The sequence below is a fragment of the Qingshengfaniella alkalisoli genome, assembly GCF_007855645.1.
GTDB lineage: Bacteria > Pseudomonadota > Alphaproteobacteria > Rhodobacterales > Rhodobacteraceae > Qingshengfaniella > Qingshengfaniella alkalisoli.
This window is the reverse complement of sequence record NZ_CP042263.1, coordinates 267,655-287,495: the sequence shown is the minus strand read 5'-3', so window position 1 is coordinate 287,495 and position 19,841 is coordinate 267,655. Positions and strand designations below refer to the sequence as shown.

Sequence of the window (19,841 nt, the reverse complement as noted above, 5' to 3'; positions counted from 1 at the left end):
TATTTCAGGTGCGGCCATGTTTGGACGAAATAGATATCTGGGTTGTTTCTTTCTGGCGACGACCGCCATTTGCGGACCGGTTCTCGCAGGTGACCTGCCCAAGGGTGGTTCTGTCGCTCACGGCAAGGTCAATATCGGCGCGGCGCAGTCAGGCCGGATGGCGATCAAGCAGTCCAGCGACAAGGCGATCATAAACTGGCAGGGATTTTCCATCGGCAAGGGAAACCGCGTGGACATCAGCCAGCCGGGTCGTGGATCAACCATGTTGAACCGTGTGACGGGCTCGACGCCTTCGACGATCGCGGGGCAGCTGAATGCCAACGGTCAGGTTTATCTGGTCAATCCCAACGGCATTGCGATCACGCGCAGCGGCACCATTCGTACCGGCGCTTTCGTCGGGTCTACGCTGAACATCTCGGATGAAGACTTTGTTAACGGCCAGGCGCGGTTTCGCGGCAATGGCCGGTCGGCGGCGGTTTCCAATGGCGGCGTGATCGAGATCGGGCGCGGTGGATACGCTGCGCTTGTCGGCGGGAAGGTGTCTAACAGCGGTGTCGTCAGTGTCCCGATGGGCCGGATCGGCCTTGGCGCGGGCGAACGCGCGACGCTCGATCTGTCGGGTGACGGGTTCCTGCAGGTATCGCTGCCATCTGAGAACGGCGACGATGGCGCGCTGGTGTCTAACAGCGGCCGCTTGTCCGCGGATGGCGGACGGGTAGAGCTTCGCGCGGCCGCAGCACGCAATGCCGCGCGGCAAGCAATCAACATGTCAGGCGTGGTCGAGGCTCGTACGGTCAGCGGGCGCAATGGCCATGTGATCCTCGGCGGATCGGGTGGCCGTGTTGCCGTCAGCGGCACGATAGACGCCCGCGCACCGGAGGTGCTGGCCTCACCCGCGCCGATAAGACGTGCGATTGGCGGGTCTGTCGACGTGACCGGAACCGAGATCACATTGACGGGTGCCAAGATTAACGTGAGCGGGGTATCAGGCGGCGGTCAAGTACGTATCGGCGGGGATTTTCAAGGCGGTCCGGCCCTTCCCGCAGCCGAGAACACGATCGTGGATGGCGCTACGCTGATCCGCTCCGACGCGACACAATCCGGCGATGGCGGCAGGGTGATCATCTGGGCGGACGGACGTACGGATTTTGCCGGTCACGTTTCGGCCAAAGGTGGTGCGTCGGCGGGCGATGGCGGTTTCGTCGAGGTGTCCGGTAAGGCGAAACTGGCGTTTTCGGGCGATGTAGTGACGACTGCGGCGAAAGGACGGACCGGGACGCTGTTGCTTGACCCGTATAACGTCATCATCACGGATGAAGGCGAAACTGACCCTGCCTATGACGACAACGATTATTACCCCGGCGGCGAAGACTCGATTGTTAACAGCGATGACCTCGTCGATTTGTTGGAATCCACCAACATCACGATCTGGACGGACAACGACTCTCAGGGAAATCAGCTCGGGGACATTACGGTCGACTCAGAACTGAGTTGGGCAAGCGCCAACTATCTGGAGTTGGTCGCAGAGAACAACATCATCATCAATGACGAAATCACCGCGCCTTCTGGAAGGCTCTGGCTGAACGCCCAAGGGCAGATTACCACCAGCCCCAGCGGCGCGATCGATGTTGGCGAATTCATTCTTCAGGATGGCGACTGGATACAAAATAGCGCATCGTTGCCAGAATTTTCGGCAGGCAACTTCCTGCTGAATGGTGGCACCTTCCGGCGCGTGGCAGGAGGGTCCGGCACACTTGCTGACCCTTATCTCCTGACTGACATATACGGGCTGCAAGGGATTGAATCTTCGGACAGCTTCCTTGCGCAACACTATGCGCTGACCGGCGATATCGACGCCAGCGGAACCAGCGGCTGGGTCGAGTCTGATGTTGAGGTGGGACTCCAGCAGGTCGGGTTCGATTCTATCGGAGAGTACACTTCCGTTGGCGACGGCGGGTTTTCCGAACGGCTGTTTACAGGTTCTCTGGATGGGCGGGGCTATGCGATTGACGGGCTGTCCGTCGGTGGTCTCGATTCAGACTATGTGGGGCTTTTCGCGGCCACTGGACCCGGCGCCGTAATTGCGGATGTGGAGCTGACAGATGTGTCGGTCCGCGGCGAAAATGCGGGTGCACTTATTGGCTGGAACCTGGGGACCGTTTCCGATGCGTCTTCCTCCGGGAACGTGATTGGTGCCGGTGATGTCGGGGGGCTGGTCGGGTTCAACGAAGGTACGGTTGAGCGCAGTTTCTCTGCAGCGGATGTATCGGCGTCGGATGAGTCCGGTTCCAACTTTGGTTTCTTTGGCGGTGGCTTGGTAGGATACAATAGCGGACGGGTGGAGCATGCATATGCGACCGGCGATGTATCGGTGTTGGATGAGCCAGTTTCCGACTTTAGTTTCTTTGCCGGTGGCCTGGTAGGATACAATGGCGGAGGGGTAGAACATGCATATGCGACCGGCAACGTGACGGCGAGCGTAGAGGCTTGGGTATATGCGGGTGGCCTCGTCGGGTTGAACTCTGGGGAAATCGTCTCCGCCCGCGCAAGCGGGCCCGTCGATGCATTCGGTGACCCGTATGCAGCGGTGGGCGGCCTCGTCGGAGAAAATTACGGCAGCATCACACGGGCATATGCCACGGGTGCGGTAGATGCCGCTGTGGGCGGTGAGTTCGGGTTCGCAAATGTGGGTGGACTTGTCGGCTATAACGCAGGACCGATCAGCCAGACATATTCGACGGGGACCGCCAGCGTGTTTGGTGTCAGATCTGCGGTCGGCGGTCTCGTTGGGTTTAATAGCGAAGAAGGCAGTAGTGAAAACGGCGAAGGCGGAGGAACGGTTGAAGCGTCCTTCTGGGACGTGCAGACGTCCGGCCTTACAAGCAGCGACGGTGGTGTAGGACTGACAACGGCGCAGTTTCTGAACAGGTCCGCTTTCATGTCGCAGGCCGAGGCCGCAGGCTGGAGCTTTCAGGACCATTGGGCACCGTCGGGTGATGGGTTCTACCCTGAACTCTATGCCCTTTCACCCGTGGTTTGGGTTGATGTAAACGATGCGACACGGCAGTACGGACGCGCCAACCCCGCATTTACGGCTGCGGGAGTTTACGGGGGACCAGGCTATTACGTCTTCGGGCCGGACGCGGATACGCTGGACGTTGCTTCAGGGCTCAGCACGTCTGCGACGCGACGCAGCGATGTGGGCAACTATGCCATTGATGCTGCGGGTGGTGAATTTACCAGCGCTTTCGGGCAGCTCTACCGCGCGATCACCATGCCGGGCACGCTGTCCGTAACGCGGGCGCCGCTGATCATAACCGCGAATGATGCGACGAAGACCTATGGCGATACCTTGACCTTCACGGGGCAGGAGTTTGCTGCCAATGGCCTGCGCAACGGCGATCAGGTCACATCCGTTGATCTGGCAAGTTACGGCGCAGCGCCGACGGCGAATGTTGGCGACGGGCCTTTCGTGATTACCGGGTCCGGCGCGCAGGGCGATCTGGGCGGCAATTATGCGATTTCTTATGTGCCCGGCACGTTGACGGTCACGCCTGCGCCGTTGGTCATAGCCGCGACCGATCTGGTAAAGCGGCTTGGCGATGTGCTGATCTTCGCGGGGACAGAGTTTACAGTGCGGGGGCTACGTAACGGGGACGAGATCACGAGCGTGAGCCTGTCCAGCCCCGGCGCGGCGGCGGGTGCGGGCCTTGCGGGAAGCCCCTATGAGATCAGTATCGCCGATGCGATCGGGATGGGTTTGGTTAACGAAACCGGGGATATCTCGAACTACAACATCACCTATGTGCCGGGTATGCTTGACGTGCTAGCCGACGGGCCTGAAGCGGACGAAAACCTGCCGCGCGCCTTCACCTTGGTGACACAGCTTAACAACATCGTGAACACGGTGCGTAACCCGGATGATATCATCCAACTGGGTCTGGCGGACCGCGCTGATACGGAAGCTACGTTGGATGTGCTTGAAGGGCTGACATCGGTGATGGCCGAACAGGTTGCTGAATGTGAGCAGGCCGATCCGGGCACGGGCGATTATCTGACCTGCCTGCAGAATGCCTTGGAATTCTACGCGGCCCAACTGGAAGACCTGGTTGTTGATCTGCCGGAACCGCTGCAAAACGTTCCAGCCTTCATCAACCGCGCGATTGCCGAAATCGACGCGACGCGGGCGCAGGCGCAGAACCGCATCGCTGCCGCCGCAACACCCGAGGAGGCTATCGCAATCGAGCGGCAGGCCTTGGAACAAGCGCGTGAGTCGGTGCAAACTGCCATTGGGGAAGTTCAGAAATCCATTGATCTGATCCGCGCCGGCGACAGTGAATTTGCAGATATCGAAGTTGAACAGGGAAATGAAATTACAGTTGCGCTTCAAACGGTTGACCTTGGCTTGTCCCGCGCCGTCGGGCTTTGACGCAACGCTGCGTATTTTCCTGATCGCTTGTGTCCTTGCGTTGATCTCTTCCGTCTCCGTCCAGGCGGAGACGCGGCTGGCCCTGGTCATCGGCAACGGAAACTATGCGACAGTCGAGCCGTTGGAAAATCCCGTCAACGACGCGGCGGATGTGGCTGCGGCGCTAGAAGGGCTCGACTTCGAGGTGCTGCGCGGCATCGACGCGACGGCAGAGCAGATGAACGCCCTGATCGCGGAGTTTGCCGAACGATCGCAAACGACGGATGTGTCGCTGTTTTTCTACGCGGGTCACGGGTTTCAGGCGGCGTCTCAGAACTATCTTTTACCGGTCGATGCGGTCATTCAAAGCGCCGATGATGTTGCCGCGCAAACCATCCAGTTGAACCAGATCACGGATGCCCTTGCCAAAGGGGATGGGCAGAATCTTATCTTTCTCGACGCTTGCCGGAACAATCCGTTGGGTGATGCGCTTGCCGGGACGGTCGAGAGCGGGCTGGCGCGTATCGGGGATGCGGCGGGATTTCTGTTCGCCTTTGCGACCCAGCCAGACAACGTGGCCTATGATGGGGCAGGGCGGAACAGCCCGTTCACCCAAGCGTTGCTTGGGCATATCGCCACGCCCGCGCAGGATGTGTCATCCATGATGATCTCGGTGCGGAAGGATGTCCTGGCGGCGACCGGCGGCAAGCAGGTGCCGTGGGAGAATTCGTCCCTGACCCGAAGCTTCCAGTTCGTTCCCGGCGATACAGTGACCAGCCCTGAAACGATGCTGTGGCAGGTGGCGGCGAAGGCACAGGACCCGGCCCTGATGCGGATTTATCTGGATCGATATCCGGAAGGCGCGCATGTCTCGGATGTCTATGCCTTCCTTGACGAGTTTCAGGTCGCGGGGCTTTCGGCGGATCAGAATTCCGCCATCCGCAATCTTCCGGCGCGGGGCAATGCTGATGTGCTGGAGGAATCATTGTGGGATCTGGCCAGGCGCACGCGGTCGCGGCCCTTGATCGAGGTGTATCTGCAGCAAAATCCCAATGGGCGTTTTGCGCAGCAGGCACAGGTGATGCTGCAATCCTTGCCAATTACGGAAACGGCAGATGCCGCGCCCGAGTTGCGCTGCGAAAAACTCGCGACCCATCCACGGGATGCAACGGCGAATACGGCGGGCGTTCCCCTGGCTGAACTAGCACGCAATGCGACCGTGGCCATCGAATCCTGCCGGCAAGCGGCGGCGGATCATCCGGAACAGCCGCATTACACGGCATTACTGGCACGTGCGCTTGCAGCCGGTGGACAGCGCGGCGAGGCGCTGACCTTCTATGAACAGGCGGCGTCACAGGGCGATTTGCGTGCAATGGTCAGCCTTGGGTTGATAAAGGAAACCGGCGACGGTGTGCCGAAAGATGTGCCCGCAGCGATTTCCTTGTATGAACGCGCGGCGCAAGGAGGCAGTCCCGACGGCGCGATCAACCTGGCGGTTGCGCTGTTCCAAGGCAGCGGGATAAACCAAGACATTCCTCGTGCGATTGATCTGTTGAAGCAGGCATCCGATGCGGGGTCTGCCATAGCGACCTACAATCTGGGCGTGCTGACCCAAGATGGTGTCACGGGCCAGCCCGCCGAAGCTTTGGATTACTTCCGTCGTGCCGTCGATCTGGGCGAGCCACGTGGTTACGTTGCGGCGGCGATCCTGTTGGACGAAGGGCGGGGCGTTGAGGCGGATGCGACTGCGGCTGCAGAAATGTTGTTGCGCGGGGTGGCAGCGGATTCCGGACAGGCGCTGGCGCAACTGACGGATCACGCGGTGAATTGGTCGCCAGACACCTTACGTGCGATTCAGAGCCGGCTGCAAGAGGCGGGGTTGTATGACGGTGCAATTGACGGTGTCAGCGGCCCCATGCTCCAGGCCGGGCTTCAGCAGTGGCGCAATGGCGGATTTATCGCGGCGAGTTCAGCCGGCTGATTGGACGAAATCGGGAAACAGTCGGGTGAAGATCGCGCTTAATGGACTCGCCTCCGATAAACTGAAATGCATCAGGCCGGTAAAAAGTGTAATTTCATAACCAATTTATATGTCTGTGGTCCATATTCTGTCGTATATACTACTACAGATTGTCCGCCAATTGTTTCCGATGGGTAAAGTTATGAGTGGATTCACGGTGCATCTGTGATAACGTACTTGTGTTCATTTGATTATTTCTTGTTGCCCGGATCGGAATGACGATGGAATTGCAGACTCTGTTGCGTGATCATCAGGGAGAGAGCGTAAGCGGTGAGAATCTCGAATACGAGCCGGTTTTCACCGACATGGAACTTGCCGCACAGCCGGGCGAAGAACAGCAGATGGGTGATAGCGTCATCCCTGCCGAGGATCCTGATTTTCGTGATCTTGCCGAGAAGGCAACGGCTGTTCTGGAAAACAGCCACGACATTCGCGCCGCAGTTTACCTGGCGTGGGCGCGGTTGTCGTTCGACGGTTTGCCGGGCTTTGCGGATGCCGTTGGTTACATACGGGGGTGTCTTACGGATTATTGGGATACCTGCCACCCCGAACTTGACGAAGACGACGATAATGACCCGACGATGCGGGTGAATGCGGTTCAGGCGTTGGGGGATCGCGCGACCGTCGTTCGGGCGCTGCGTAACGTGCCGTTGACGGATAGCCGCGGGTTTGGCCGGATTTCGTTGCGCCAAATCGAAGCCGCTACGGGTGAAATCGACAAACCTGCAGATATGGAATTCGTGCCGGACACCGCGTCGATAGGGGCGGCATTCAACGACAGTGACGAAGAATGGCTCGCCCAGCAGTTGTCTGCCGCGAAAGGCGCGTTGGATGATATCAAGGTCATCGGGGGCGTGTTCAGCGATAAGACGCCGGGCTTTGGTCCTGATCTGGATATGCTGGAGCGCAACCTGTCGGATATTGTACGCAAGCTGTCGGATGCCAGCGGCGTTGCAGATGCGGATACAGTCGAAGATGTTCCGGCAGACAGCGCCGTGCCCGCACCGGCTGCGGGTGGCGGTGCGCCGGGCAGCATCACATCTCCCGACGATGTGACGCGAGAGCTTGACCGGATCATCGACTATTACCGGCGCTTCGAACGGTCCAGCCCTGTGCCGTTGATGCTGGAACGCGCCAAGCGGTTGGTGAACGCGGATTTTATGACGATCATGAAGGATATGGCACCCTCGGGTATGGACAATGTCCGTGTCATCGGCGGGCTGCCGGATGAGGATGATTACTGAGAGTGCCGGAACCATCGGACGATTTTCAGGGAGTAGAATTTTGAAGCACGGAGCGACCCATGGCTGACAGTTCACAGAAATTCATCGCGCGCAATCGTGCGCCGCGCGTTCAGATCGAGTACGACGTCGAGCTTTACGGCGCGGAGAAGAAGGTCCAGTTGCCCTTCGTCATGGGCGTCATGTCCGACCTCGCGGGCAAGTCCGAGGTCGCGCAACCTTCTGTCGCCGATCGCAAGTTCTTGGAAATAGACGTCGACAATTTCGACAGCCGGATGAAGGCGATGAAGCCGCGAGCCGCGTTTTCGGTGCCCAACACGCTGACGGGCGAGGGTAATCTGGCTGTAGACATCACCTTCGAGAGCATGGATGATTTTTCGCCCGCCGCGATCGCCCGCAAGGTCGAACCGCTTCGCGAATTGCTCGATGCGCGCACACAGCTGTCCAACCTGATGACCTATATGGACGGCAAGACGGGCGCTGAAAACCTCATTGAAAAGATCCTCAACGATCCGGCCCTGCTGAAAACGCTTGCCGCGCAGCCAGCATCGACGTCGGACGCAAGCGAAGAGGAAGGGGAATAATCGATGGCCGAAACCGAATCCCAAGCCGTAGAAAGTGCCGAGCAGACCGTTTTCGGCTCCAGTGAATTCGAAAGCCTTCTGCAGAAGGAGTTCCGGCCCAAATCGGATCAGGCGAAGTCTGCCGTTGAACAGGCCGTCAAGACGCTGGCCGAACAAGCGCTGTCGAATACCGCTTTGATTTCCGACGACGCGTTGCGTTCGATCGAGGGCATTATCGCCGAGATCGACAAGAAGCTGACGGAACAGGTCAATCAGATCCTGCACCACGAAGAATTCCAGCAATTGGAAAGTGCGTGGCGTGGCCTGCACTACTTGGTGAACAACACCGAAACCGACGAGATGCTGAAGGTCCGCGTTTTGAACGTTTCCAAGAAGGATATGCACAAAACGCTGCGCAAGTTCAAAGGCACGTCCTGGGACCAGTCGCCGATCTTCAAGAAGCTGTATGAGGAGGAGTTCGGCCAGTTCGGGGGCGAACCCTATGGCACGCTGATCGCGGATTATCACTTTGACCACTCTCCGCCGGATGTGGAACTTCTGGGCGAGATGTCCAAGGTCGCGGCGGCCGCGCATGCGCCGTTGATTACCGGGGCCAAGCCGTCGCTGTTCCAGATGGATAGCTGGCTGGAACTGGCCAACCCGCGCGATCTGACGAAGATTTTCCAGACCCCGGAATACGCTGCATGGCGCAGCCTGCGTGAAAGCGAGGATTCAAAATATGTCGGTCTTGCGATGCCGCGTTTCCTGGGCCGGTTGCCCTATGGCGCGAAGACCGATCCGGTCGATGAGTTTGCCTTCGAAGAAGACACCGAAGGCGCGGATTCCACCAAGTATGGTTGGGTAAATGCCGCGTATGCGATGGCTGTGAACATCAACCGGTCCTTCAAGGAATATGGCTGGTGTTCGCGCATCCGCGGCGTTGAATCAGGCGGCGCGGTGCCGAACTTGCCGACACACACCTTCCCCACCGATGATGGCGGGGTGGACCAGAAATGCCCGACGGAGATCGCGATATCCGACCGGCGCGAGGCGGAGCTGGCCAAGAACGGAATGATGCCGCTGATCCACCGCAAGAACTCGGACATGGCTGCATTTATCGGTGCGCAGTCGCTGCACAAACCGGCAGAGTATGATGACGCCGATGCCACCGCAAACGCCAATCTGGCCGCGCGGTTGCCCTATCTCTTCGCGTCGTGCCGGTTCGCGCATTACCTCAAATGCATCGTTCGGGACAAAGTGGGATCCTACAAGAGTCGCGACGACATGCAGCGCTGGTTGCAGGATTGGATTGAACAATATGTCGACAACACGCCAGAGCTGTCCGACGAAACCGAAAAGGCCCGCAAGCCGTTGGCAGCGGCCGACGTCGTGGTCGAAGAGGTCGAGGGCAATCCGGGCTACTATTCATCCAAGTTCTATCTGAAGCCGCACTACCAGTTGGAAGGGCTGTCAGTGTCGCTGCGGCTCGTTTCGAAACTTCCATCAGAAAAAGGTGCGTAATCTGCGCGCCTCGGGGCGTGGTTAACGAGCATAATTGATTGTCATTGAAAGGAACTAGACATGGCTTTTGACGCATTTCTGCAAATCAAAGAGTCGAACGGCATCAACGCAGACGGCGAGACGCGTGACGAAGACTTCAAGAACGCGTTCGAGATCAAATCTTTCAGCTTCGGTGCGGAAAACACGATCAATATCGGATCGTCCTCGGGCGGTGGTGGCGCTGGCAAGGCGACATTCAAGGAATTCAATGTCGCAAAAAATACCGACAGCGCGTCCTGTGGTCTGTTTCTCGCTTGCTGTAGCGGTATCCATTTCAAAGAGGCAACCCTGACGCTCCGTCGTTCCGGTGAGAGCGGCGCAGGCTCCGGCGGGAACTTCATGATCTTCAAGTTCCTGATGCTGATGGTTCAAGACATTGAATGGTCCGGTTCCGACGGTGATGATGTGCCGGAAGAAAACGTCAACTTCCAGTATGGCGCCCTCTCGATCGAGTATAAGATGCAGGGCATCGACGGTAAGATGAAGAAGGTTGATCGCGGTCTCGGTGAGGCTGAATGGAGTCGCGTACTCAACAAGAAGACCTTCGCGGTCATGTAATCGAGCGCGGTCGCGTGATCTGCTTTTCCTCGCCGCGACATGTTCGCGGCGAGTGACCTTCGCCGGAGATATCATGGAAGCTGAAGCTCTAATTCGAAATGGCGACCCTCAGGGTGCGCTCGCGAGTTTGCAGGATGAGGTGCGTGCCAACCCGCAGGACGCGAAGCTTCGTGTCTTCCTGTTTCAGCTTCTGTGTGTTCTGGGCGATTGGAAGCGTGCGATCAACCAGCTCAAGCTTTGCGCGGAACTCGACCCGTCCGCAACGCCCATGGCACAGACCTATCGCGAAGCGATCATTTGCGAAGTGTATCGCGAGAAGGTGTTCAGCGGCGAGAAAGAGCCGTTGATTTTCGGGAAGCCGAAGGAGTGGCTGGCCTATCTCGTGCAGGCCAACAGCCTGTCAGGGCGTGGTGAGCATGCGACAGCCGCCGATATGCGCGGTAAGGCCTTCGATCAGGCGCCGACCACGTCAGGCACGCTGAATGGGCAACCCTTTGACTGGATCGCAGATGCGGATATGCGCCTCGGCCCGGTTCTGGAAGCCATTATCAACGGAAAATACTACTGGTTGCCTTTCGATGCGATAGGATCGCTGACCTTCGAGGCACCAGGCGATTTGCGCGATTTCGTGTGGATGCCGGCAACGCTTGGCTTCCCCAATGGCGGTGACGCCGTTGCCCTGATCCCGACGCGCTATCCGGGGACGACCGACCGAGACAACAGCGCCGAAATGCTGTCGCGCGCCACCAATTGGGAAGAGGCCGCGACGGATACGTTCTTCGGCTTCGGCCAACGGCTTCTGACGACAAACGCGTTGGAGATCGGCCTGTGCGATCTGCGAGAACTCAAGACGGAATACGCGGCCGAAGGGCAGGGCGATGGCTGACCAGACGCTCTCTGACAGGCTGCAACCATCGCTTCTGGATCGCCTGACGGATAACGAACCAGGTCGCACGGAAGAGCGCCGCGAGTTCCGCGTCATTGATGTGCGTCGCTTGCGCGAGATTATCCAACGGGATCTGGCGTGGCTTTTGAACACCAACAACGCGGATACGATGATCGACCGGCGGCGCTATCCCAACACATCGGTATCGGTGCTGAATTACGGGGTGCGAGAGGTCGCGGGCGAGTATTCCACTGAAGAGCGCGCCGAATTGATCCGCGTGTCTATCCGTCGCGCCATCGAAGTCTATGAGCCGCGCATCCGCCCGGGAACGGTCGATGTCGAGTTACGCGCGGAACGCCGCATGAATGAAACCATCGTCAACTTCGATATCCGCGCGGATATGTGGGCGCAGCCCTTGCCGATCGAGCTATATCTGCGCACCGAGGTGGACATGACCACGGGCGAGGTTTCGCTGTCACGGAGCATGTAGCTGACATATGGATGAACGTCTGCTCCGCCATTACGAACACGAGCTTTCCTATCTGCGCGATATGGGAGCCGAATTTGCGCAATCCTATCCCAAGATCGCGTCGCGGCTGGGCATGGACAGCGTGGAGGTGCTTGACCCATATGTGGAGCGGTTGCTGGAAGGCACGGCATTCTTGGCTGCGCGCGTGCAGTTGGAACTGGAGTTGCAGTTTCCCGCGCTGACCAACCACCTTCTGGAAATCGTCTATCCGCAGTACCTGGCGCCGACGCCGTCGATGATGATTACCGCGTTCGACCCGGACCCGACCAACACCGCGCTCGGCGACGGCTTCACCGTGCCGCGTCATACCCACCTGCGGTCGGCCCTGATTGAAGGGGTTCAGACAAGTTGCCTCTACCGCACTGCCGCCGATGTCACCCTGTGGCCCATCGAGATCGCGGAGGTCGAATATATCGACGGGCGCGGACCGTTGGTTGAAGCGGGCGTTGCGAAAACGGTAGCGGCGAAGGCAGGTATCAGGCTGCGGCTGCGGCGCACGGACGGCGGCGCGTTGAAAGATCTGTCTCTGGACCGGTTGCCGGTTTTCCTAGATCCGCAGGGGGGCAACCCCTGGGCGTTGCACGAGGTGCTGTGTTCCGAGGTTTCGGCCGTGTCGGCACGGTCGACTGACCGGCGCGACGACTGGATCGAGCCTTTGCCACGGGCCAGCGTGGATGCTGCTGGGTTCGACACGAAAGAAGCTATCCTGCCCACTCCGCCTCAATCCTTCGACGGATACCGGCTGCTGCAGGAATACTTCGCGATGCCGCAGCGGTTCCATTTCGTCGAACTGACAGGGCTGCAACCCGCGATTGCGCGATCAACAGGGTCCGAGGTCGATATCTATCTGTTCCTGCGCAATGGCCGACCCAAGCTGGACAGCATCATCTCGGTTCCTGCCTTCCGGTTGTTTGCGACCCCTGCCGTCAATCTGTTTCCCAAGCGGTTCGACCGCGTGCATATTGGCGAGCGCGATGTGGATCACCACGTTGTGCCGGATCGTACCGCGCCGATGGATTACGAGGTTTATTCGCTTGATCGCGTGGTGGGCATCAGCAGTGAAGGCGAAGACGACACTGTTTTTCATCCGTTCTATTCAGCGGATGATTTCACAACGGCAGGGGATTCGCATCCGGCTTACTACACGGTGCAGCGCAAGGTTCTGCCACGGGCGCAGAAGGATCGTCTGAGGACGGGCTTTTCCAGCTATACCGGATCAGACATGTTCGTGTCGCTGGTTGATCGGACCCAGGCACCCTATCGGTCCGATCTCGGCCAGTTGGCCGTGTCGGGGATGTGCACCAACCGCGATATTCCGTTGCTTCTGACATCCGGCAATCCCGATCTGTTCCGACTGGAAATGGATGGGCCGATAAAATCGGTGCGCTTGCCCGTTCCTCCCACGCGACCAAGACCGACATTGGCGCGTGGTGATACGGCCTGGCGGCTGATCAGTCATCTAAGCTTGAACTACCTGTCCATTGCCAAGACGGATGGTGGCGACGGCGCTGCGGCGTTGCGCGAGATGCTGGGGATCTACGCGCCTCATGGCGACCGTGTGACCGAGCGGCAGATCGAAGGGCTGACCTCCGTTACCTCGCGACCGGTCGTGCGCCGTATGAGCGACGAGGTTCTGTCCACGGCCGTGCGCGGGCTGGAACTGAAACTGGAATTTGACGAGAGTTATTTTGAAGGCACCAGCGTCTATCTGCTGGCAGCTGTGCTGGAACGGTTCTTCCGGAAATATGTCTCGATCAACTCATTTTGCGAAACTGTATTGACCACCCAACAACGCGGGGAAGTGACAAGATGGCTACCGAGGAGCGGGCTCGGCCGGATCATCTGACGCATCTCGCGCGGCTGTCCGGCTCCCCACAAACACATCACCTGTTCCACGCGATGCGCGTAATCGAGGCGGCCTATGCTGATCGTCCGCGTCATGGGCGGGCGCGCAGGCCATCGACGGATCCCGTCCGTTTCGGGCAGGTGCCGGAACTGGCTTTCCCGACCTCGACCATCGACGGGTTCGAGCCACCGGGGGAGGACGCGCCGGGCCGCTTGACCAACCGCTTCTTCGGCCTGTTCGGTCCGCACGGGCCGCTGCCGATCCATTTGACCGAATATGCACGGGATCGTCTGCGCAATCACCGTGACCCGACCATGGTAGCGTTTGCTGATATGCTGACCCATCGGCTGACCCAGCTGCTCTATCGCAGTTGGGCGGCGGGCCAGCCCGCGCCATCTTTCGACCGCGTTGGCGAAGACCCTATCGAGGACATGGTCGCAGCCATTGCGGGCTATCGCGGGACGTCTTTCGACGATCGCGACGCGATGCCGGATCTGGCGAAACGTCATTTTGCGGGGCGCCTGGGGCACGGCGCACAGAACGCTGAAGGGCTGCTGGCGGTTGTATCGGCCTTCTTCCGGGCACCGGTTGAGATCGAACAATTCGTCGGAAGCTGGCTGGCGCTGGAACCTGACGATCGCTGGCAGTTGGGCAAGCCCGCTGCACTGGGGGCCACCACGTCGCTTGGCGACCGTGTCTGGAGCCGCGCGTCCAAATTCCGCCTGCGCATCGGCCCGCTCGGCTTTGACGACTATTGCCGCTTGCTGCCCGGCAGCGCGTCGCTGGAACGACTAAGCGCAATCGTACGAAATTACGTGGGCGATGTGCTGGAATGGGACCTCAATCTGGTCCTGTGCGCTGATGAGGTGCCTCAGTCGGCCCTGGGGGCTGACACACGTCTGGGGCAGACATCATGGCTGGGGACACGCGCGGACCATAGTGACGCCGACGATCTGCATCTGGCCGGCGACGTAATGGCATTCGGACAGGAAGGGAGAACGGGATGAGCGAGATTAGCAGAGTGGCTCTCTTCGGGAAGCTGAACAAGCTGGGCTACAAGGCCGTTGAAAGCGCCACGGTGTTTTGCAAGATGCGCGGCAACCCGTATGTCGAGGTCGTTCACTGGATCAACCAGATCCTGCAGGAACAAGATAGCGACTTGCATCGTATCATTCGCCATTACGATCTTGATGCGGGACGTATTGCGTCAGATGTCACCCGTGCACTTGACGCGCTTCCGCGTGGAGCGACGACCATCACCGATCTTTCGGAGCATCTGGAAAACGCGATGGAACGGGCCTGGGTCTATGGCTCGCTGCTCTACAATTCCAGCCAGGTGCGGACGGGGCATCTGGTGCTGGGGATGCTCAAGACGCCCAATCTGCGCAACATCCTGTTCGACATTTCGCTGCAATTCAAAGCGATCAAGCCGGATGACCTGGCCGAAGATTTCGAAACCGTTACTTCCGGTTCGCCCGAAGACGGGCTGCGGCCGCAAGATGGATCACATACCGGTGGCGGGGCAGAACCGGGCGAGGCGTCGGGCGCGCGGTCCCCGGCACAGATGGGCAAGGAAGAGGCGCTTGCGCAATTCTGCACCGACCTGACCGAACAGGCGCGCAATGGCGAGATAGACCCGATTGTCGGGCGGGACGAGGAAATCCGCCAGATTGTTGACGTGCTGATGCGCCGCCGCCAGAACAATCCTATTCTGACAGGTGAGGCGGGTGTTGGTAAAACCGCCGTGGTCGAGGGCTTTGCCTTGCGGATCGCGCGGGGTGATGTGCCGCCAGCGTTGAAGGACGCGCGGCTTCTGGCGTTGGATGTAGGGCTGTTGCAAGCGGGCGCGTCGATGAAAGGCGAGTTCGAAAACCGCCTGCGCGCCGTGATCGACGAGGTTCAGTCCAGCGACACGCCGATCATCATGTTTGTCGATGAAACACATACGCTGGTCGGCGCAGGTGGTGCGGCGGGAACGGGCGATGCCGCTAACCTGCTGAAACCGGCTCTGGCGCGGGGCACCTTGCGGACCATCGGCGCGACGACATGGGCGGAATACAAGAAGCACATCGAAAAAGACCCGGCACTTACGCGTCGTTTCCAGGTCGTACAGGTCGACGAACCCGATGTGCCGCGTGCGGTCAAGATGATGCGTGGGATCGCGTCGATGCTGGAACGACACCATAGGGTGCAGGTACTCGACGAGGGGATCGAGGCAGCGGTGTCGCTGTCCGCGCGCTATATCCCCGCGCGGCAATTGCCGGATAAATCGGTCAGCGTGCTGGATACGGCTTGCGCGCGAGTGGCTGTCAGCCAGCATGCGGTGCCCGCTGAAGTCGATGACAGCCGCAAGCGGATCGACGCGTTGACAACGGAACTTGAGATCATCGGGCGTGACGAAACTGCCGGCTACGACGTCGACGAACGCCGCGCAGCCGTGACGCATGCCAAGGACGTGGAAACCGAGCGCCTGAACGAGCTGACCGAGAAATGGGAAGCCGAGAAGGGTGTCGTGAAAGACATCCTCGACCTTCGGGCCAAGCTGCGCGAGGGCGGAGCCAGAGTTGATACACCTGATGCGGAAGAAAGCGATGCCTCGCCGCTGTCGGTCGATGAACGGGCTGCACTGGTGCAAGACCTTCGCGCGAAAAATGCGGAACTCGCGCAGCTGCAGGGGGAACATCCGCTGATCCTGCCCATCGTCGATGCTCAGGCCGTGGCAAGTGTTGTCGGTGACTGGACAGGGATTCCCGTGGGCCGGATGGTGCGCGACGAAATCGATACGGTTTTGCATCTCGAAGATCATCTGGCGAAGCGGGTGATCGGGCAGGATCACGCGATGAAGATGATCGCGAAGCGCATCCAGACCAGCCGCGCGGGGCTTGACAACCCCAGCAAGCCGATTGGCGTGTTCATGTTGGCGGGCACCTCGGGCGTGGGTAAGACGGAAACGGCGCTGGCGCTTGCAGAAGTGCTGTATGGCGGCGAACAGAACGTCATCACCATAAACATGTCCGAATATCAGGAAGCGCACACCGTGAGTTCGTTGAAGGGTGCGCCACCGGGTTATGTCGGCTATGGTGAAGGTGGCGTGCTGACGGAAGCGGTGCGCCGCAAACCCTATTCGGTGGTGCTGCTCGACGAGGTCGAGAAAGCCCACCCCGATGTGCACGAGATTTTCTTTCAGGTCTTCGACAAGGGCGTGATGGAGGACGGCGAAGGGCGTCTGATCGATTTCAAGAACACGCTCATCCTTCTGACGTCGAATGCAGGCTCTGATCTGATCATGGATCTGTGTTCCGACCCTGATCTGTTGCCGGAACCCGAGGGCATCGCCAAGGCGTTGCGTGATCCGCTGTTGAAGATTTTCCCGGCAGCGTTGCTGGGGCGTCTGGTGACGATCCCTTACTACCCGCTTTCGCCCGAGATGATCGGCGAGATCACCAAGCTGCAGTTGGGTCGTATCCAGAAACGTGTGCAGCAGGCGCATGGCGTGCCTCTGACCTACACCGATGCGGTGGTGCAGACCATCGTGGATCGCTGTCAGGAACTCGAAAGCGGCGGGCGAATGATCGATGCCATCGTGACCAACACCATGCTGCCCGACATCTCCGCGGAGTTCCTGAAGCGGCTGATGGAAGGCAAGAAGGTCAACCAAGTTGCCATCGACGTTCAAGATGGCGCGTTTGTCTACGATTTCGGCGATAGCTGAGCGGAGGAAGACATGGGCACTTCAGATCTCAAGGATATCAAGGTGACGATGAAGGTCGATCCTACGAAGGAAGTGGACGACAAACTGGGTAAGTGGCTTAAAGAGCAACCCAAGGCCAAGTCGATGCTCAAACCGATCGAGGCAAAGGCAAAACTCGCCGTCGACCCGCGCAAATGGAACGACAAGAAGATCACAGACGCCATGTATGCAGGCGCGCGGATGGAATTCCAGATATTTGCTCAACGTGTCCACGACATCAAGACAGCTGTGGAGAAGGGCAAGAAGAAGCCGGGCGATGTCGAGGGTGATCTCAAGAAGGCCTATGACAAGTTGAAGCGATATGCGTCGGTCGCGGCAGAGGATACGGCCAAGGAAATCGAGGCGGATAAAGGAGACAACGCCAAGGCGCTTCGACAGGGCAAGGCCGCGCTGCGCGAAGCGGCCAAGGTGGATTTCGGTAAAGTATTTTCCGGCCCGCGTAGCTTGACCATTGATGCGTTGAATGATGCGGCCAAGGCTGCCGCCGATGACTCGGGCAAGGCCGGGGGGAATGCACCTGCAAAGGGTCGAACGTCCACGGATAAGCGGATTGATACGGCGCAAAGCGATTTCAGGAAGTCCGGCAAGAATGCTGAAGCGGCCATCGAGTATCTTGTTAAGATGGCAAAGGATACCGCGAAGAACAAAGACGCCAGCCCTTTGCTGCGCAGTTTCGCCGAAGATATTCGTAAGGCCCAAAAGGCCGGGTTGGACAAATTTGCATCTGCGCTCGGGTTGTTCGGAAAGTTGCTCGATCAGGCCGAAGCCGAAATGAACGATCCGAAGAAGACGGCCAGGACCTGTACGAAGATCGTTGGCGAGTTGGAAAAATTCAAGTCAGTCGACACCGTGTCCCAGAAAGCCGGGACGACCATCAAGAAACTGGAAGCGGACTTTAGAAAGATTGAGAAGGAGCTGAAATAGCTGTGATTGTGGCCGATCAAAGCAATCAGGACGCTTTGGACCTGGACGCGCCGGATGCGGATACGCCGCGCGCGCGCCTGAGGCGGTTTCTGGAGCGGGACATTGTTCGCAATTCGATCCTCGCCATCATCATTTTCAACGCTATCACGCTTGGGATCTCGACCTCGGACTGGGCCATGGCGCATTTCGGGACTGTCCTGCGCCGCATCGACACCATCGTTCTGACAATCTTCGTGATCGAGTTGCTGCTGAAGTTCATCGCCTACGGGCCGGCCTTCTTCCGAAATGCCTGGAACATCTTCGACCTGGTGGTGGTCGGCGTCGGGCTGCTGCCCGCGACGAACAGTCTGTCGGCGTTGCGTGGCCTGCGCGTGATCCGCGCGATGCGCCTGCTTTCGGTCGTGCCGCAAATGCGTGCGGTGGTTCAGGCGCTGCTGGATGCGCTGCCGGGCATGGGTGCGGTGATGCTGATGCTGGCCGTCGTCTATTACGTCTTCGCGGTGATCGCGACGATGATGTTCGGCGATGCCTTTGATGAATGGTTTGGCACGATCGGGCGCTCGCTCTATTCGCTGTTCCAGATCATGACGCTGGAAAGCTGGTCGATGGGGATCGTGCGACCTGTCATGGTAGAGTTCCCGCGCGCTTGGCTGTTCTTCGTGCCGTTCATCATCATCACGGCTTTCTCGGTTCTGAACTTGTTTATCGGTTTGCTGGTCAACACGATGCAGTCGGCAGTGGAAGAAGAGGCCGAAGAAGAATTCGAACGCCTGCGCGAACTGGTCCGGACTGAAACCGATGCGGTCGACACCAATGTTCAGGAACTGATCGAAGAGGTTCGGGCGCTTCGGGCCGAACTTGCGCGTGAGCGGGGTGAAGACAATGGCTGACTCCCAGAAATTCATCGCCCGCAACCGTGCTCCGCGCGTTCAGATTGAGTATGACGTGGAACTGTATGGGTCGGAGAAATCCGTTCAACTGCCCTTCGTGATGGGCGTGATGTCAGATTTGTCGGGCAAGTCCGAAGTGCCACAGCCATCCGTTGCGGACCGGAAGTTTCTGGAAATCGACGTCGACAATTTTGACGACCGTATGCGCGCGATGAAACCACGCGCGGCGTTTGCCGTCCCGAATACGTTGACGGGCGAGGGAAACCTGCAGGTCAATCTGACCTTCGAGAAAATGGATGACTTCACGCCCGGAGCGATCGCCGCCAAGGTGCCCGCGCTTGCGACGTTGCTGAAGGCACGAACCCAGCTTGCGAATCTGGCGACCTACATGGACGGAAAGGTCGGGGCAGAGGCACTGATCGAACGCGTTCTGGCGGATCCGGTGCTTCTCAGGGCGCTAGCTGGGCAAACAGCGCCGGATGCGACGGCGGATGCGCTGGCGACGCTTCGGGAGGCCGGGGCGTCGTTGACTGCGGATACTCCGGCGGCGGACGACACGGACGCAACGCTTGCAGAACTTGCCCGCACTGCGCCGTCCGATGAGCTCGAACGGGATGATGGCCAGGACATTCTGGACGGGTTGCGTGCCCGGCCGCAGCGGGACG

General features: G+C 59.2%; 13 protein-coding genes and 1 pseudogene. All 14 read left to right on the top strand.

Going from position 1 to position 19,841, the window contains the following annotated elements:
- Nucleotides 1-16: 16 nt before the first annotated feature.
- Nucleotides 17-4,429: a two-partner secretion domain-containing protein gene (locus FPZ52_RS14650; RefSeq protein ID WP_146366352.1), complete on the top strand. Its 4,413-nt coding sequence runs from the start codon at nt 17-19 to the stop codon at nt 4,427-4,429.
- Nucleotides 4,368-6,389: a caspase family protein gene (locus FPZ52_RS14645; protein ID WP_146366351.1), complete on the top strand. Its 2,022-nt coding sequence runs from the start codon at nt 4,368-4,370 to the stop codon at nt 6,387-6,389. Before FPZ52_RS14650 ends, FPZ52_RS14645 begins: the two co-directional genes overlap by 62 nt.
- A gap of 260 nt (nt 6,390-6,649) precedes the next feature.
- Nucleotides 6,650-7,672, top strand: coding sequence for a type VI secretion system protein TssA (tssA, locus tag FPZ52_RS14640; RefSeq protein ID WP_146366350.1), 1,023 nt, complete (start codon nt 6,650-6,652; stop codon nt 7,670-7,672).
- A gap of 59 nt (nt 7,673-7,731) precedes the next feature.
- Nucleotides 7,732-8,253: a type VI secretion system contractile sheath small subunit gene (gene tssB, locus FPZ52_RS14635; RefSeq protein ID WP_146366349.1), complete on the top strand. Its 522-nt coding sequence runs from the start codon at nt 7,732-7,734 to the stop codon at nt 8,251-8,253.
- A gap of 3 nt (nt 8,254-8,256) precedes the next feature.
- Nucleotides 8,257-9,753: a type VI secretion system contractile sheath large subunit gene (tssC, locus tag FPZ52_RS14630; protein WP_146366348.1), complete on the top strand. Its 1,497-nt coding sequence runs from the start codon at nt 8,257-8,259 to the stop codon at nt 9,751-9,753.
- 60 nt (nt 9,754-9,813) lie between these two features.
- The gene (locus FPZ52_RS14625; protein WP_146366347.1) at nt 9,814-10,350 is read left to right on the top strand and encodes an Hcp family type VI secretion system effector; all 537 of its coding nucleotides are present in this window, start codon (nt 9,814-9,816) and stop codon (nt 10,348-10,350) included.
- A gap of 73 nt (nt 10,351-10,423) precedes the next feature.
- Nucleotides 10,424-11,236 (top strand): type VI secretion system accessory protein TagJ, encoded by an 813-nt coding sequence (locus tag FPZ52_RS14620; protein ID WP_146366346.1) that lies wholly within the window; start codon nt 10,424-10,426, stop codon nt 11,234-11,236.
- On the top strand, nt 11,229-11,726 hold the full coding sequence (tssE, locus tag FPZ52_RS14615) for a type VI secretion system baseplate subunit TssE (RefSeq protein WP_146366345.1): 498 nt from the start codon (nt 11,229-11,231) through the stop codon (nt 11,724-11,726). Before FPZ52_RS14620 ends, tssE begins: the two co-directional genes overlap by 8 nt.
- A gap of 7 nt (nt 11,727-11,733) precedes the next feature.
- Complete coding sequence (tssF, locus tag FPZ52_RS14610) at nt 11,734-13,611, top strand: type VI secretion system baseplate subunit TssF (protein ID WP_146366344.1); 1,878 nt, start codon at nt 11,734-11,736, stop codon at nt 13,609-13,611.
- The gene (gene tssG / locus FPZ52_RS14605; protein WP_146366343.1) at nt 13,575-14,618 is read left to right on the top strand and encodes a type VI secretion system baseplate subunit TssG; all 1,044 of its coding nucleotides are present in this window, start codon (nt 13,575-13,577) and stop codon (nt 14,616-14,618) included. The genes tssF and tssG overlap by 37 nt, the downstream gene beginning before the upstream one ends.
- The gene (tssH, locus tag FPZ52_RS14600; protein ID WP_146366342.1) at nt 14,615-17,323 is read left to right on the top strand and encodes a type VI secretion system ATPase TssH; all 2,709 of its coding nucleotides are present in this window, start codon (nt 14,615-14,617) and stop codon (nt 17,321-17,323) included. Before tssG ends, tssH begins: the two co-directional genes overlap by 4 nt.
- Nucleotides 17,324-17,335: 12 nt before the next feature.
- The gene (locus tag FPZ52_RS14595) at nt 17,336-18,286 is read left to right on the top strand and encodes a hypothetical protein (protein ID WP_146366341.1); all 951 of its coding nucleotides are present in this window, start codon (nt 17,336-17,338) and stop codon (nt 18,284-18,286) included.
- A 35-nt stretch (nt 18,287-18,321) separates the two neighbouring features.
- Nucleotides 18,322-19,176, top strand: a complete 855-nt coding sequence (locus tag FPZ52_RS14590) for an ion transporter (RefSeq protein WP_146366436.1) — start codon at nt 18,322-18,324, stop codon at nt 19,174-19,176.
- Nucleotides 19,169-19,669 (top strand): annotated as a pseudogene (tssB, locus tag FPZ52_RS19285) (type VI secretion system contractile sheath small subunit); the annotation flags it as partial. The gene FPZ52_RS14590 and the pseudogene tssB (FPZ52_RS19285), both read left to right, overlap by 8 nt.
- Nucleotides 19,670-19,841: the final 172 nt, after the last annotated feature.